16 protein-coding genes and 4 tRNA genes are annotated in these 14,561 nt (G+C 74.4%); 14 read left to right on the top strand and 6 right to left on the bottom strand.

Annotated features, from left to right (window positions below; all coding sequences use genetic code 11):
* Positions 1 to 2 precede the first annotated feature (2 nt).
* Positions 3 to 851, bottom strand: coding sequence for a class I SAM-dependent methyltransferase (locus E9565_RS07955; RefSeq protein ID WP_236834496.1), 849 nt, complete (start codon positions 849 to 851; stop codon positions 3 to 5).
* Between the two features lie 219 nt (positions 852 to 1,070).
* Here E9565_RS07955 and rpsA point away from each other — a divergent pair, with 219 nt between their 5' ends.
* Positions 1,071 to 2,534 (top strand): 30S ribosomal protein S1, encoded by a 1,464-nt coding sequence (gene rpsA, locus E9565_RS07950; RefSeq protein WP_236826195.1) that lies wholly within the window; start codon positions 1,071 to 1,073, stop codon positions 2,532 to 2,534.
* A gap of 239 nt (positions 2,535 to 2,773) precedes the next feature.
* Here rpsA and E9565_RS07945 read toward each other — a convergent pair whose 3' ends face one another.
* Positions 2,774 to 3,034, bottom strand: coding sequence for a hypothetical protein (locus tag E9565_RS07945; RefSeq protein WP_236826196.1), 261 nt, complete (start codon positions 3,032 to 3,034; stop codon positions 2,774 to 2,776).
* 145 nt (positions 3,035 to 3,179) lie between these two features.
* On the opposite strand from E9565_RS07945, the gene coaE reads away from it, so the two are divergent.
* Positions 3,180 to 3,776, top strand: coding sequence for a dephospho-CoA kinase (gene coaE / locus E9565_RS07940; protein WP_236826197.1), 597 nt, complete (start codon positions 3,180 to 3,182; stop codon positions 3,774 to 3,776).
* 142 nt (positions 3,777 to 3,918) lie between these two features.
* Here coaE and E9565_RS07935 read toward each other — a convergent pair.
* The 4 genes from E9565_RS07935 to E9565_RS07920 all read right to left on the bottom strand — a co-directional run bounded on the left by E9565_RS07935 (position 3,919) and on the right by E9565_RS07920 (position 4,789).
* Positions 3,919 to 3,993 (bottom strand) — tRNA-Val (locus E9565_RS07935).
* A 57-nt stretch (positions 3,994 to 4,050) separates the two neighbouring features.
* A tRNA-Cys gene (locus E9565_RS07930) sits at positions 4,051 to 4,121 on the bottom strand.
* 41 nt (positions 4,122 to 4,162) lie between these two features.
* Positions 4,163 to 4,235 (bottom strand) — tRNA-Gly (locus E9565_RS07925).
* Positions 4,236 to 4,330: 95 nt separating this feature from the next.
* Positions 4,331 to 4,789: an SsgA family sporulation/cell division regulator gene (locus tag E9565_RS07920; protein WP_236834494.1), complete on the bottom strand. Its 459-nt coding sequence runs from the start codon at positions 4,787 to 4,789 to the stop codon at positions 4,331 to 4,333.
* A 127-nt stretch (positions 4,790 to 4,916) separates the two neighbouring features.
* Here E9565_RS07920 and E9565_RS07915 point away from each other — a divergent pair, with 127 nt between their 5' ends.
* The 12 genes from E9565_RS07915 (at position 4,917) to E9565_RS07860 (ending at position 14,561) form a co-directional block, all read left to right on the top strand.
* Entirely contained in the window at positions 4,917 to 5,567 is a 651-nt protein-coding gene (locus E9565_RS07915; RefSeq protein WP_236826222.1) for a sigma-70 family RNA polymerase sigma factor, read from the top strand.
* Positions 5,564 to 6,346 carry an anti-sigma factor domain-containing protein gene (locus tag E9565_RS07910; protein ID WP_236834493.1) on the top strand — a complete coding sequence of 261 codons (783 nt, stop codon included), beginning with the start codon at positions 5,564 to 5,566 and terminating at the stop codon, positions 6,344 to 6,346. Before E9565_RS07915 ends, E9565_RS07910 begins: the two co-directional genes overlap by 4 nt.
* Positions 6,347 to 6,372: 26 nt before the next feature.
* On the top strand, positions 6,373 to 6,837 hold the full coding sequence (locus tag E9565_RS07905; protein ID WP_236834491.1) for a TIGR02611 family protein: 465 nt from the start codon (positions 6,373 to 6,375) through the stop codon (positions 6,835 to 6,837).
* Positions 6,838 to 6,863: 26 nt separating this feature from the next.
* Positions 6,864 to 6,935: transfer RNA gene (locus E9565_RS07900), tRNA-Val, on the top strand.
* A 103-nt stretch (positions 6,936 to 7,038) separates the two neighbouring features.
* Positions 7,039 to 7,422, top strand: a complete 384-nt coding sequence (locus tag E9565_RS07895) for an HNH endonuclease (protein WP_236834489.1) — start codon at positions 7,039 to 7,041, stop codon at positions 7,420 to 7,422.
* Between the two features lie 10 nt (positions 7,423 to 7,432).
* Positions 7,433 to 7,978, top strand: coding sequence for an MOSC N-terminal beta barrel domain-containing protein (locus tag E9565_RS07890; protein WP_236834487.1), 546 nt, complete (start codon positions 7,433 to 7,435; stop codon positions 7,976 to 7,978).
* 11 nt (positions 7,979 to 7,989) lie between these two features.
* Positions 7,990 to 9,102 (top strand): CapA family protein, encoded by a 1,113-nt coding sequence (locus E9565_RS07885; RefSeq protein WP_236834484.1) that lies wholly within the window; start codon positions 7,990 to 7,992, stop codon positions 9,100 to 9,102.
* Between the two features lie 77 nt (positions 9,103 to 9,179).
* Complete coding sequence (thrS, locus tag E9565_RS07880; protein WP_236826204.1) at positions 9,180 to 11,219, top strand: threonine--tRNA ligase; 2,040 nt, start codon at positions 9,180 to 9,182, stop codon at positions 11,217 to 11,219.
* Complete coding sequence (locus tag E9565_RS07875; RefSeq protein WP_236826205.1) at positions 11,216 to 11,794, top strand: HIT domain-containing protein; 579 nt, start codon at positions 11,216 to 11,218, stop codon at positions 11,792 to 11,794. Before thrS ends, E9565_RS07875 begins: the two co-directional genes overlap by 4 nt.
* Positions 11,795 to 12,412: a phosphatidylinositol phosphate synthase gene (pgsA, locus tag E9565_RS07870; protein WP_236826206.1), complete on the top strand. Its 618-nt coding sequence runs from the start codon at positions 11,795 to 11,797 to the stop codon at positions 12,410 to 12,412. It abuts the gene before it with no gap.
* Positions 12,409 to 13,347: a phosphatidylinositol mannoside acyltransferase gene (locus E9565_RS07865; RefSeq protein WP_236834483.1), complete on the top strand. Its 939-nt coding sequence runs from the start codon at positions 12,409 to 12,411 to the stop codon at positions 13,345 to 13,347. The genes pgsA and E9565_RS07865 overlap by 4 nt, the downstream gene beginning before the upstream one ends.
* On the top strand, positions 13,347 to 14,561 hold the full coding sequence (locus E9565_RS07860) for a glycosyltransferase family 4 protein (protein WP_236826208.1): 1,215 nt from the start codon (positions 13,347 to 13,349) through the stop codon (positions 14,559 to 14,561). Before E9565_RS07865 ends, E9565_RS07860 begins: the two co-directional genes overlap by 1 nt.

Genomic DNA, 14,561 nt, shown 5'->3' with positions numbered 1-14,561 from the left:
CTTCAGGGTCTGGTGGCGACCAGGACCAGCGTGCCGGGGACCAGGGCGCCGCGTTCGGGTGACCACTGCCCCCAGTTCTCCGTGCGCCCGGGGGTCCACTCCGGCTCGACCAGGTCCTCGAGCACCAGCCCGGCACCGACCACGGCCCGCACCCAGTCGCCGACCGTGCGGTGGTGCTCGACGTAGACGGCGCGCCCGGCGTCGTCGGTCTCCACGTACGGCGTGCGGTCGAAGTAGGAGGAGGTGATCCGCAGGTCCGCCGGGTCGGGGGAGTCGGGGAACGGCCAGCGCATCGGGTGGTTGACCGAGGCCGCGAACCGGCCGCCGGGACGCAGCACCCGCGCCACCTCCCGCAGCGCCGTGGCCACGTCGGCGACGAAGGGCAGCCCGCCGAACGCCGAGCAGACGGCGTCGACGGAGGCGTCGGCCAGCGGGAGCGCCCCGGCGTCGGCCTGGAGCAGCGGTACGGCGATCCCGGTGGTGCGGTTGAGCTCGGCGGCCCGGGCGAGCATCCCGCCGGAGAGGTCCATGGCCACGACCTCGGCCCCGGCCCGCCGCAGCCAGCGCGCGCAGGGCGCCGAGCCGCAGCCGATCTCCAGCACCCGCCGGCCGGCGACCTCGCCGAGCAGGTGCGCGTCGGCCTCCCGGAGGCCCTCCGGGCACCACAGGAAGTCGACGTCCCCGAGGTCCGCGCCGTGCTCGGCCAGGTAGGCCGGGGCTGCGGCGTCCCACCAGCGGCGGTTCGCCCGCGCCGACTCCTCGGTGCCGGCGGCGCGCCGGGCCACCCCGGCCGGAGCGGGGTAGCCGTCGCTGCCGAGGGGCAGGTCGGGGTCGGGAGGCGGGATGCTCATGACACGCCGATCGTGACACGCCGCCGGCCGGGGACGAGCGGCCGCACCCAGGTGGACCGGACGGTCCGGGCGTCCGTACGATGGAGGGGCGCCAGAGGTCTGTCGTGACCTTCCCCACCGGGAATGCCCGCGCCGGTTCTCCCCGCTGTTCCTCCCCGCGACCCGACGGTCGCGGGTCGTCCTGTCCCTACGCATAAACCGTCCGGAGCAACCAACCACATGACCTCCACTCAGGTCCGTCCTTCCAGCACCCCCCAGGTCGCCATCAACGACATCGGCACCGCCGAGGACTTCCTCGCGGCGATCGACCAGACGATCAAGTACTTCAACGATGGCGACATCGTCGAGGGCGTCATCGTCAAGGTGGACCGGGACGAGGTGCTGCTGGACATCGGCTACAAGACCGAGGGCGTCATCCCCTCGCGCGAGCTGTCCATCAAGCACGACGTCGACCCCAACGAGGTCGTCAGCGTCGGCGACGAGGTGGAAGCCCTCGTCCTCCAGAAGGAGGACAAGGAAGGGCGGCTGATCCTCTCCAAGAAGCGTGCGCAGTACGAGCGCGCCTGGGGCACGATCGAGGCCAAGAAGGAAGCCGACGAGGTCGTCACCGGCACCGTCATCGAGGTCGTCAAGGGCGGCCTCATCCTCGACATCGGCCTCCGCGGGTTCCTCCCGGCGTCGCTGGTCGAGATGCGCCGCGTCCGCGACCTGCAGCCCTACGTCGGCCGCGAGCTCGAGGCGAAGATCATCGAGCTCGACAAGAACCGCAACAACGTCGTGCTCTCCCGCCGGCAGTGGCTGGAGCAGACCCAGTCCGAGGTCCGCAGCGAGTTCCTCAACAAGCTCGCCAAGGGCCAGGTCCGCAGCGGCGTCGTCTCCTCGATCGTCAACTTCGGTGCGTTCGTGGACCTGGGCGGCGTCGACGGCCTGGTGCACGTCTCCGAGCTGTCCTGGAAGCACATCGACCACCCGTCCGAGGTCGTCGAGGTGGGCCAGGAGGTCACCGTCGAGGTCCTCGACGTCGACCTGGACCGCGAGCGGGTCTCCCTGTCGCTGAAGGCGACGCAGGAGGACCCGTGGCGCCAGTTCGCCCGCACGCACCAGATCGGTCAGGTCGTGCCGGGCAAGGTCACCAAGCTGGTCCCCTTCGGTGCGTTCGTGCGCGTCGACGAGGGCATCGAGGGTCTGGTGCACATCTCCGAGCTGGCCGAGCGTCACGTGGAGATCCCGGAGCAGGTCGTGCAGGTCGGCGACGAGATCCTGGTCAAGGTCATCGACATCGACCTGGACCGCCGCCGGATCTCGCTGTCGCTCAAGCAGGCCAACGAGGGTGTCGTCGGCGACGAGGAGACCTTCGACCCGGCCGCCTACGGCATGGCCGCGTCCTACGACGAGCAGGGCAACTACATCTACCCCGAGGGCTTCGACGCCGAGACCGGCGAGTGGCTCGAGGGCTACGACGAGGCCCGCGAGACGTGGGAGCGGCAGTACGCCGAGGCCCAGGCGCGTTACGAGGCGCACCGCAAGCAGATCGCGGCGGCCAAGGAGGCCGACGCCGAGGCGGCGGCCGGCGGCAGCTACTCCAGCGCCGAGGCGACGCCGGACGCCCCGAGCACGGGTGGCACGCTCGCCAGCGACGAGGCGCTCGCCGCGCTCCGCGCCAAGCTGGCCGGCGGCGAGTGACCTGAGGGTCTGACCCGCGCAGCACCGCACGTCGGAGGCCCAGGACCGATCACCGGTCCTGGGCCTCCGTCCGTCCCACGGGTCGACCTGACCCGCCGGGTACGACGAAGGCCCGTGGACGGCGTCCACGGGCCTTCGTGCGTGCCGGGACCGGCACCGCGCGCTGGGTCCGTACGGAGCGCAGGGCGGCGCGGGAGAGCCCGGCGGCCTGGTCGTCCTCGCCCTTCCCGGGCGAGGGCTCAGAGGCTCAGGATGATGGCGAACGCCGTGCGCGGGCGGCCACCGGAGCCCGCGAGGAAACTCCAGGTGTGCCGGCCGGTGGTCGGCGTCGAGAACATCCAGCGCAGCAGCGAGCTGCGGTGGGCGACGGCCGGGCGCTGGAGAGCCATGCGCTCGCGGACGGCCGGGATGTCGGCGCAGCGCACGCCCGAGGCGGAGCCGAGCCGGTGCCGGCCGGCGGCGCGGGACGACGGGGACGCGGCGGGCGTGGAACGGGACATGTCTCGGTCTGCCTCTCTGGGCGGGGAAGATCGCCGGGTCAGACGTTAACGGTGGTGCGTGTGTGACTGGAGGGAACGACCCCTGCGTGTCGGCCGCGTGTTACCTCTCCGTGATCTCCAGCCGGTCGGTCGCTACTGTCCGTGCGTGCTGAGGATCGGACTGACCGGCGGGATCGGCTCGGGCAAGAGCACCGTGTCCGGCTTGCTGGTGGAACGCGGAGCGGTGCTCGTGGACGCCGACCGGATCGCCCGTGAGGTGCTCGCGCCCGGCACCCCGGGGCTCGCCGCCGTCGTCGAGGAGTTCGGCGAGGGGGTGCGGTCCGCCGACGGTTCCCTGGACCGCGCCGCTCTCGCCGCGGTCGTCTTCTCCGACGACGGTGCGCGGCGTCGGCTCGACGCGCTGGTCCACCCGCTGGTGCGGCAGCGCTCGGCCGAGCTCGTCGCCGCGGCCCCGGACGACGCCGTGCTCGTCAACGACGTCCCGCTGCTCGTGGAGACCGGGCAGGCGGGGAGCTACGACCTCGTCGTCGTCGTGGAGGCGGAGCGGGAGACGCGCGTAGCCCGGCTGGTCGCGCGGGGGCTCACCGAGGCCGACGCCCGTGCCCGGATCGCCGCCCAGGCCACCGACGAGCAGCGTCGGGCGGTCGCGGACGTCGTCCTGGACAACAGCGGAACGCTCGAGCAGCTGGCCGAGCAGGTCGACCGGCTCTGGGTGGAGCTCGTCGAGCCGGCCCGTGGCTGACGCGGCGTCGGCGCGGGGGAGCGGTGGCGCGGCAGGCGACGTGGGCCGTCGTCGAGGTGACCGGTGACGGCGGTGCTGCACGACCGGGCGCCACCCGGGAACGACGGAACCCCAGGCGCCAGCCGGCGTCCTGGGGTTCGTGTGGTGGGCGATACTGGGTTCGAACCAGTGACCTCTTCCGTGTCAAGGAAGCGCGCTACCACTGCGCCAATCGCCCGATCCGGTCAGCCGACCGGTTCCCTCCTCCGCGCTCGTGCCCCGCGAGGAAGCGACGAGGTGGAGACGGGATTTGAACCCGTGTAGACGGCTTTGCAGGCCGTTGCCTCGCCTCTCGGCCACTCCACCGCACGCGGGCACCAGTCTCTCGACCGGTGCCCGAGGTTCCGAGCGGACGACGGGATTCGAACCCGCGACCCTCACCTTGGCAAGGTGATGCTCTACCAGCTGAGCCACGTCCGCGTTACGGGGAGAACTCTAGCGGACGTCCTGAGGGGGTGTGCAGGGGGGGTCCCCCCGCCCCCTCCCGGGGGGCGCCGCCGGAGCGTTTCCGCAGGTCAGCGCCCAGGCGAGTCCGGTCCGCCGTTGGACAGGAGGGCGTCGAGCTCCTGGTCGAGCTGCAGCAGCGTCCCCTCCGACCCGGAGGGGACGAGCGCCTCGGTGTGCCGGAGGAAGGCGGTGACCGTCGCGCGGGACAGCTCGAAGAGCGCCTCGCCCGACGGGGCGCGCAGGTGCAGGTACAGCAGGTCGGCCGTCGCACGTGCCGGCCAGACCCGGACGTCGCCGTCGCCCGCCGGGTGCTCGAGCCCGGCCTGGAGCAGCTCGCGGCTGACCAGCCAGGCGATGCCCTCCCCGCCCTCGCCCTCGCTCTCGTCGGTCTCGCCGAAGGCGATGCGCACGGCGTAGGGGTCGGTCGGGTCGTAGCACAGCAGGGCCGGGACCTCGGTCCACGACCGCGGGCCGACCAGCTGAAGAGTGATGGGGGAGATGTGGCCCGGGGTCCATCGGCTCGTCATGACAGTTCCAACGACCGCGGTTGGCAGAAGTGACGTGCTTCGTGTCGTCCAGTCACACCAGCATCATGCGCCACAGGAGGGGGTTCTGAACCTCGGGAGCGCGTCCTTCCGAATGCCTCGTGTGACCATGGGAGCCGTGAGCCGACCGGTCCTCCGGCCGGAGGACGGCGTCGGCGACGCCGAGCTCCTCCGGCGCATCCGCGCCGGGGACCGCGACGCGGTCGACGAGCTGTACCAGCGGTTCCGCGTGCCGGCGTTCGCGCTGGCCCGGCGGATCCTCGCCGACGACGGCCTGGCCGAGGACGTCCTGCAGGAGGTGTTCCTCGGCGTCTGGCGCGACCCGGACGCCTACGACCGCGCGCGGGGCAGCTTCTCCTCCTGGCTGCTGGCCGTCGTCCACCACAAGGCGGTCGACGCCGTCCGCCGCGAGGAGTCCCAGCGCCGGCGGCAGCACCGGGCGGAGGACCAGGCCGTGCTCGAGGGGCCGGTGGCCGCCCGCGACGTCGAGGACGACGCCTGGTCGCGCGTCGTCTCCCAGCAGGTGCGCTCCGCGCTCGGTGAGCTGCCCGACGCCCAGAGGGAGGCGCTCACCTTGGCGTACTACGGCGGTTACACGCAGCGGGAGGTGGCCACGCTGACGGGGACGCCCCTCGGCACGGTGAAGACGAGGATGCTGGCGGGCATGCGACGGCTCAGGTCGGAGCTCGGCGGGCTCGGTGGCCCGCCCGGGGGCAGGGCGCCGGAGGGCGGCTCGCCGGTGGACGGGACGGCGCGATGAGCGGCGAGCACCCCTACGACGAGCTCGCGGTCGGCTGGGCCCTGCACGCCCTCGAGCCCGAGGACGACGCGCGCTTCGCCCGGCACCTGCCCGGCTGCGACCGCTGCGCCCGCACCGTGGCCGAGACGTCCGAGGTCATGGCTGCCATGGCGCGCGACCTGCCGGCCGCCGAGCCCTCGCCCGCGCTCCGCGACCGGCTCCGCGCCGCGGTCGAGGAGACCGAGCAGCTGCCGCCCCGGGGGGCCGCAGCCCCGGCGCCCCTCCTCCCGCGCGGGGAGGAGCCGGCGTCGCCCCCGGCGCGGCGGAGGCTGCTGCCGATGGTGCTCGTCGCGGCCGCGGTCGCCTCCGTCGTGGGGCTGGGGGTGTGGGTCGCCGCGCTCGACCGCGCCCGCGACGACCTGCGTGCCACGGTCGCCGCTCAGGAGCAGGTGGTGGCGGAGCTCCTGCGTCCCGGACGGGCCGCGATCGCGCCGCTCGCCGACGACGAGCGGCAGGTGGCGACGGTCGTGGCGCGGGACGGCGCGGTCCAGGTGGTCACCGACGGGCTGGCACCCAACGACGCGTCGTCCTCGACCTACGTGCTGTGGGGGCTCGGCGCCGGTGATCCCGTGGCGCTGGGCACGTTCGACGTCGAGCGTTCGCAGATGGAGGTCGAGAACGTAGGCTCCGAGGGGACCGGTCTCGACGGCTTCCCGGAGTACGGCATCAGCATCGAGCCCGGTCGGCAGGCTCCGTCGACCCCGACGGAGGTAGTCGCAACCGGGCAGGTGGCCAGCTGAGCGCGCGAGAGACGACGACGGCACCCGTGGGGGGACCACGGCGCCGGCCGGAGACCCCGGCGGAGCGGCGCGCCCGGTTCGACGCCGACGAGGTGCACAGCCTGCGCGAGCGCGTCGCCGAGGCCCGCTGGCGCCGGCGGCTGGCGCTGCGCCGCAGCATCGACCACTCCTACCGGGTGGGCGTGGGCATCGTCGGCGGCCTCGTCGTCGCGCTGGGCCTGATCACCATCCCGCTGCCCGGTCCGGGGTGGCTCACCGTGATCGCCGGTCTCTTCATCCTGGCCACCGAGTTCACCTGGGCCGAGCGGTTGCTCGCCTTCACCAAGCGCCACGTCGCCCGCTGGACCGCGTGGGTGGGTGCCCAGCGGGTGTGGGTGCGCCTGCTGATCGGGCTGGCCACGGCGGCCTCCGTGTACGGGATCCTCGTCGTCGGGCTGCACCTGATGGGCGTGCCGGAGTGGGTGCCGGGGTGGGTGCCGCTCTGGCGATGAGCGTCTGGCACAATCGGATGCGCAACGGGCGATTGGCTCAGTGGTAGAGCGCTTCGTTCACACCGAAGAGGTCACTGGTTCGAACCCAGTATCGCCCACCGGCACGAGGGCCAGGGAAACCCGGAGACGGGGAACCTGGCCCTCGGTCGTTCCCGGCTGCCGCGGCGGCGCGGGGCGGTCGACCGCGGGACCATGGTGCCGATGACCGCCCAGCCCGACCGCGCCGCCCGGCTCCAGCTGGTCCTGGACCGCGACGGGCCGACCTGCGTGTGGTGCGGGCGCCCCTTCTCCCCGCTGGTCCGCCCCACGACCGAGCACGTCGTGCCCCGGGTCAAGGGCGGGCCGTCGTGGCTGGAGAACGAGGTGGCGGCGTGCGGCCGGTGCAACGGGGAGCGGGGGCACCGCGGCCCGGTGGAGTGGCTCGAGGAGTGCCGACGCCGGGGGTGGCCGGCCGACGGCGACCGGCTGGGACGCGCCCTGGGCGACCTGGCCGCGGCGATCGTGCGCACCGGCGGGCAGCGGCGGGCCCGGCCCTACCTCGACGCGCAACTGCGCCGCCTGCGCCGGTCGCACCCGGCGGCCTAGGGTCGGGGCCGTGACGACGACCGGGCGCGTGGCGCGGATCTGGGTCTACCCCGTCAAGTCCCTCGGCGGCACGGCGCGGGAGCGGGTGCACCTGCACGCGACGGGGCCCGAGGGCGACCGCGCCTGGACGGTCGTCGACGCGGAGAGCGGCCAGGTCGTGCGCGGCAGGCACGCGCCGGGGCTCGCGGCCGTGGCGCCGTCCGGCGACCCGGTGACCGACGCCGGCGCCGTCGCCGCGGCGCTCGGCCGGCCGGTGCGGATCGAGCCGGCGCGGGGTGGGTCGGCGGCCGACGCCGCGCCGGTGCACCTGGTCTCCCGGCAGGCCATCGACCGCGCCGCGGCGGGCGACGTCCCCGAGGGCTGCTCGGCCGAGGACCCCCGCGCCAACCTGCTGCTGGACCTGCCCGACGACGACGAGCGCGCCTGGGTGGGCCGCGAGCTGCGCATCGGAACCGCCCGGCTGGCCGTCGTCCGCACGCCGAAGCACTGCCTGGGCGTGTACGCGGAGGTGCGGCAGCCCGGGGAGATCGCCGTCGGCGACCCGGTCCTGCTCTAGCGTCGTCGGCCATGCGTCGCTGGTGGGCCGCGGGGGCGGCCGTGCTGCTGCTGACCGCCTGCGGGGGCGCTCCGGAGCCCCCGGGACCGGCCGGTGCGCCCACCCGGGCCACCGCGTCGCCGGATCCCACCCCGGCACCCGACCGCTTCACCGTGGTGGCGACCGGCGACGTCCTGGTGCACCAGGGGCGGGCGCTCACCTCCGGCGCGCTGCGACCCGACGGCTCCTACGACTTCAGCGGGGTGTTCGCCCCGGTCTCCGGGATCATCGGCGGGGCGGACCTGGCGATCTGCCACCTCGAGACGCCGGTGGCACCCGAGGGCGGGCCGTACCGCGGCTACCCGAGCTTCAGCGTCCAGCCCGAGATCGTCGACGCGCTCGCGGGCGCCGGGTACGGCCTCTGCTCGACGGCGTCGAACCACTCGCTGGACGCCGGCTTCGACGGGCTGACCCGCACCGTCGACGCCCTGGAGGGCGCCGGCATCGCGGTCACCGGCACCTACCGCAGCGAGGCGGAGGGCGCGCAGCCGACGGTCGTCGAGGTGGGCGGCGTCCGGGTGGGCCACGTCGCCGCGACGTTCAGCCTCAACGGCGTGCCGGTGCCCGCCGGGCGGGAGTGGTCGGTCGACGTCACCGCGGTGCCCGACGTCGCCGGGATGCTGGCCGGGGCGGCGCGGGCGCGGGCGGCGGGGGCCGAGGTCGTGATCGCGAGCCTGCACTGCTGCCGGGAGTACGAGCACGAGTCCACGCAGGCCCAGGAGGAGGCGGCGCGCGCCCTGCTGGCCTCGCCCGACGTCGACCTGGTGCTCGGCCACAACGCGCACGTGGTGCAGCCCGTCGAGCGGATCGACGGCGAGTGGGTCGCCTACGGCCTCGGCAACCACGTCGCCGAGCACGCCACCCGCGGCCACCCGACCGAGGACTCGGTGGCCGCGCGGTTCACCTTCACCCGCGGGGACGACGGCCGGTTCACCGTCTCGGCGGCCGAGGCCGTGCCCCTGCGCATCGAGTTCGGCGCCGGCGTGCGGGTGGTGCCGGCCGACCCGGTGAGCCACGTGCGGATCTCCGAGGTCCTCGACCGGCGCGGCGCGGTCGCGGACGGGCTGGAGGTCGTCCGGGACTGAGCGCCGGGCGCACTAGGCTCGGGGCCGCAGAACGGGCGTCGCACGACACCCGCCGCCTCGATCCCTGGAGCATGCTCGTGTCCACCCAGCCCTCGCCCACCGCCGTCGGACCGATCCGGGTGCCGGCCGGGACGACGGCGCAGGACGCGCTGAAGGCGGCCGGGGTCCCGATGAAGGGCCCCGACGGCGCGGTCGTCGTCCGGGAGGTCGCCACCGGTGACCTGAAGGACCTCGCCTGGGCACCGGCGGCCGACGCCGAGGTGGAGGCGGTCGCGGCGTCCAGCGCCGATGGTCGCGCGGTCATCCGGCACTCGGCCGCGCACGTGCTCGCCCAGGCCGTCCAGGACCTGTTCCCGGGGACGCGGCTGGGCATCGGCCCGCCGGTCGAGAACGGCTTCTACTACGACTTCGACCCCGAGCGGCCGTTCACCCCCGAGGACCTGCAGGCGCTGGAGAAGCGGATGCAGGAGATCGTCAAGGCCGGCCAGTACTTCTCGCGCCGCGAGATCGACGACGCCGACGCGCAGGCCGAGCTCGCGCACGAGCCCTACAAGCTCGAGCTGATCGGGCTCAAGGGCGGCGCCTCCGACGCGGCCGAGGGCGCCGACGTCGAGGTCGGCGGCGCGCAGCTGACCATGTACGACAACCTCGACCCGCGCACCCGCGAGCGGGTCTGGACCGACCTGTGCCGCGGCCCGCACCTGCCGCGCACCTCGAGCATCCCGGCGTTCAGCCTCACCCGCAGCGCCGCGGCCTACTGGCGGGGCAGCGAGAAGAACCCGCAGCTGCAGCGCGTCTACGGAACCGCCTGGGAGAGCAGGGACGCGCACAAGGCCTACCTCGAGCACCTGGCCGAGGCCGAGCGCCGCGACCACCGCCGGCTCGGCGTCGAGCTGGACCTGTTCAGCTTCCCCGACGAGATCGGCTCCGGGCTGGCGGTCTTCCACCCCAAGGGGGGCGTGGTCAAGCGGGAGATGGAGGACTACGTCCGCCGCCGGCACATCGAGGAGGGTTTCGACTACGTCGGCACCCCGCACATCACCAAGAGCGGGGTCTTCGAGACCTCCGGCCACCTGCCGTACTACGCCGACACGATGTTCCCCGGCATGGAGCTGGAGAACAGCGAGTACCGGCTCAAGGCCATGAACTGCCCCATGCACAACCTGATCTTCCGGTCCCGCGGGCGGTCCTACCGCGAGCTGCCGCTGCGCTTCTTCGAGTTCGGCACCGTCTACCGCTACGAGAAGTCCGGCGTGGTGCACGGCCTGACCCGGGTGCGCGGGCTGACCCAGGACGACTCGCACAGCTACGTCACCCCCGAGCAGGCACCCGGCGAGATCCGGCACCTGCTGGCCTTCGTCCTGGGCCTGCTGCGCGACTTCGGCCTGGACGAGTACCACCTCGAGCTCTCCACCCGCGGCGACGACCCCGAGAAGCAGGGCAAGTTCATCGGGTCGGACGAGGAGTGGGCGGTCGCCACGCAGGTCCTGGCGGAGGCGGCGGAGGAGACCGGGCTCGAGCTCGTCCCCGACCCCGGCGGCGCAGCCTTCTACGGCCCGAAGATCTCCGTGCAGGCGCGCGACGCCATCGGCCGCACGTGGCAGATGTCGACCATCCAGTACGACTTCAACCAGCCCGCCCGCTTCGGCCTGGAGTACACGACGCCCGAGGGTGGCCGCGCCCGGCCGGTGATGATCCACTCGGCGAAGTTCGGCTCGATCGAGCGGTTCTTCGGCGTCCTCACCGAGCACTACGCCGGCGCCTTCCCCGCCTGGCTGGCCCCGGTCCAGGTCGTGGGGATCCCGGTCACCGACGAGCAGGTGCCCTACCTGGCCGACGTCGCGCTGAGGCTCAGGGCGCGCGGCATCCGGGTGGAGGTCGACGACTCCGACGACCGGATGCAGAAGAAGATCCGCACGGCGTCGAAGCAAAAGGTGCCCTTCGTGCTCATCGCCGGGGCCACCGACGCCGAGGCCGGCGCGGTCTCCTTCCGCTTCCGCGACGGCAGCCAGGACAACGGGGTGCCGGTCGACGCCGCCGTCGAGCGGATCGCCGCCTGGATCGCGACCCGCAGCAACGCCGACCCGACGGCGGAGAACGCGGCGGTCCCCGGATGAGCGAGGACAACGCCCCGTACCGGGTGCCGGTCAGCTCGGACGAGGGCGGCCCCGCGACGGTGTTCGAGCACCTGTGGACCCCCTACCGGATGGCCTACATCCGCGGGGAGGGCAAGCCCACCGGGGCGCACGACTGCCCGTTCTGCGTCATCCCCACCCTCGGCGACGAGGAGGGGCTGGTGGTGGCGCGGGGCACGTCGGTCTTCGCCGTCCTCAACCTCTACCCGTACAACGCCGGCCACCTGATGCTGGTGCCGTACCGGCACGTGCCGGACTACACCGACCTCACGCCCGGGGAGGTGGCCGAGCTGGGCGCGTTCACGCAGACGGCGATGCGCGTGGTCCGCGCGGTGAGCGGGGCCCACGGGTTCAACATCGGCATGAACCAGGGGGCCGTGGCGGGGGCCGGCATCGCCGACCACCTGCACCAGCACGCCGTGCCGCGCTGGGGCGGGGACACCAACTTCATGCCGGTGGTCGGGCTCACCCGGGTGCTGCCGCAGGTGCTGGGGGAGACCCGGGCGCTGCTCGCCGACGCCTGGGCCGACCACGCCGCACCCGTGGCGGAGGCCTGAGTGCTCGGCGTCAACGCCCGCCCCGTGGTGGCCAAGGTGGTCAACCCGCTGGCGGCGCGGCTGGCCCGCGTGGGGGTCACGCCGGACGCGGTGACGGTCACGGGGACGGTCGGCGCGATCGCGGGGGCCGCGGGGCTGATCGCGACCGGGCACCTGTTCTGGGGCGCCTTCACCGTCACCGTCTTCGTCCTGCTGGACATGCTCGACGGCGCGCTCGCCCGGCTGCGCGGCGGCGGCTCGGTGTTCGGCGCGGTGCTGGACTCCACCGGCGACCGCGCCGCCGACGCCGCGATCTTCGGCGCCCTGGTCTGGTGGTTCTCCGGCGCCGGCGACAACCGGCTGCTGGTGCTGCTCGCGCTGCTCTGCCTGGTGCTGGGGGTGCTCACCTCCTACATCAAGGCGCGCGCCGAGGGGATGGGCCTGGCCTGCGACGTGGGGGTGGTCGAGCGGACCGAGCGGCTGATCCTCGTGCTGACCGGCACGGGCTTCACCGGGCTGGGCATCCCGTACGCCGTGCACGTGGCGCTGTGGGTGCTCCTGGCCGGCAGCGCCGTCACGGTCGCCCAGCGGGTGCTGGCGGTCAGGCGGGCCGCCGACGGCCGGCGGATCGACCCGTGAGCGGCGCCCGGCAGCGGCTCGCGGGCCGGCTCTCCGACGCCGGCTACGCGGCGGGCTGGCGGGCGGTGCGCATGCTGCCGGAGCCGGCCGCGCGGGCGTTGTTCGACCAGGCGGGGGGATGGGCCGCCGGTCGCGACGGCAGGGGCGTGCGGCAGCTGCGGGCCAACCTGCGGGTGGTCACCGGCGGCCGGCTGACCGAGCCGGAGCTCGCCGAGCTCACCCGCCGCGCGATGCGCTCCTACGCCCGCTACTGGCAGGAGGCGTTCCGGCTGCCGACGCTGACCGCGCAGCGCATCCGGGCGGACAGCGACGTCCCCGGGATCGAGCACATCGCCCGCGCCCGCGCCGAGGGGCGGGGCGTGGTCGTCGCCCTGCCGCACAGCGGCAACTGGGATGCCGCCGGCGCCTGGTTCACCGACTGGCTGGACGGGCCGTTCATGACCGTCGCCGAGCGGCTGCGCCCGGAATCGCTGTACCGGCGCTTCCTCGCGTACCGCGAGGCGCTGGGCTTCCGCGTGGTGCCGCTCACCGGTGGCGAGCGGCCCAGCTCGGAGGTGCTGCGGGAGTGGCTCGCCGACGGCGGCGTGGCCTGCCTGCTCGTCGACCGCAACCTGGGCGCCGGTGGGGTCCCGGTCACCTTCTTCGGCCGGCCGGCCACCATGCCCGGCGGTGCGGCGCTGCTCGCCGAGCGCACCGGCGCCGCGCTCCTCCCCGTCGTCTGCCAGTTCACCCCCGGTGGGTGGCGGATGTGCGTGCACCCCGAGGTGCCGGTGCGGGGCCCCGGCCGGCTGAAGGACCGGGTGTCGACGGCGATGCAGCAGGTCGCCGACGTGTTCACCGCCGGGATCGCCGAGCGGCCCGAGGACTGGCACATGCTGGGCCGGGTGTGGCCCGACGTCCCCCCGGACCCGCCCCGCGGGGAGGCGGCGTCCTGATGCGCATCGGCCTGGTCTGCCCCTACCGGTGGGACGTCCCCGGCGGAGTCCAGTACCACGTGCGCGACCTCGCCGGGACGCTGCGCGGCATGGGGCACCACGTGGAGGTGCTGACCCCGGCCCAGCACGAGGAGTCCGTCACCGACCCCTGGCTCACCTTCGCGGGCCGCACCGTCCCGGTGCCCTACAACGGCTCGATGGCGAGCCTGCAGTTCGGGCCTGTCTCGGCCGCGCGGGTGCGCCGCTGGCTGCGCGAGGGCCGCTTCGACGTCGTCCACGTGCACGAGCCGGCCACGCCGTCGGTGTCCCTGCTGGTGTGCATGATCGCCACCGGGCCGATCGTGGCGACCTTCCACGCGGCGACCACGCGGTCCAAGTGGCTGGCCGCCGTGGGCCCCATGGCCCGGCCGTGGCTGGAGAAGATCAGCGGCCGGATCGCCGTCTCCGACTTCGCCCGGCGGGTGCAGGTCGAGCACCTCGGCGGGGACGCGGTCATCCTGCCCAACGGGGTGCACGTGCCCTTCTTCGCCGAGGGCCCCGCGCTGCCGGGCTTCGGGCGGGGCAGCGGCGGACCACCGACCATCGGGTTCGTCGGCCGCTTCGACGAGCCGCGGAAGGGCCTGCCGGTGCTGCTGCAGGCCATGCGGACCGTCGTCCGGGCGCACCCGGGCACCCGGCTGCTCATCGCCGGGCGCGGCGACGCCGACCAGCTGTGGTCCATGGTGGGCCCCGACCTCCGGCCGCACGTCACGCTGCTGGGGGAGGTGTCGGAGGCGGACAAGGCGGCGCTGCTGCGCAGCGTGGACGTGTACTGCGCCCCCAACCTGCTCGGCGAGTCCTTCGGCGTGATCCTCATCGAGGCGATGGCCGCCGGGGCGCCGGTCGTCGCGAGCGACCTCGACGCCTTCGTCCGGGTGCTGGACGACGGCGCCGCGGGCGTGGTGGTGCGGCGCGACGATCCGGCCGCCCTCGGGCAGGCGCTGTCGGACCTGCTCGCCGACCCGGGCAGGCGGGCCGAACTGGCCGCGCGCGGCTCCCGGGCAGCCGCCCGCTACGACTGGCAGGTGCTCGCCCGGCGCATCCTGGCGGTCTACGAGACCGTGCTCCCGCCGGGGGGCGGCGTGGTCACCGCCGCACCGGACCACGACTTCCCCGGGGTGCCGCCGACGGGCACCGCGGCCGGACCTCCCCGCATCCGGCGGCCGCGCCGCTAG

Origin of the sequence: Blastococcus sp. KM273129 (assembly GCF_021698995.1) — a bacterium.
In the GTDB taxonomy this organism is placed as follows: domain Bacteria; phylum Actinomycetota; class Actinomycetes; order Mycobacteriales; family Geodermatophilaceae; genus Blastococcus.
Note: the sequence above shows the minus strand (reverse complement) of the source record. Positions and strands in the feature narration are given on the sequence as shown.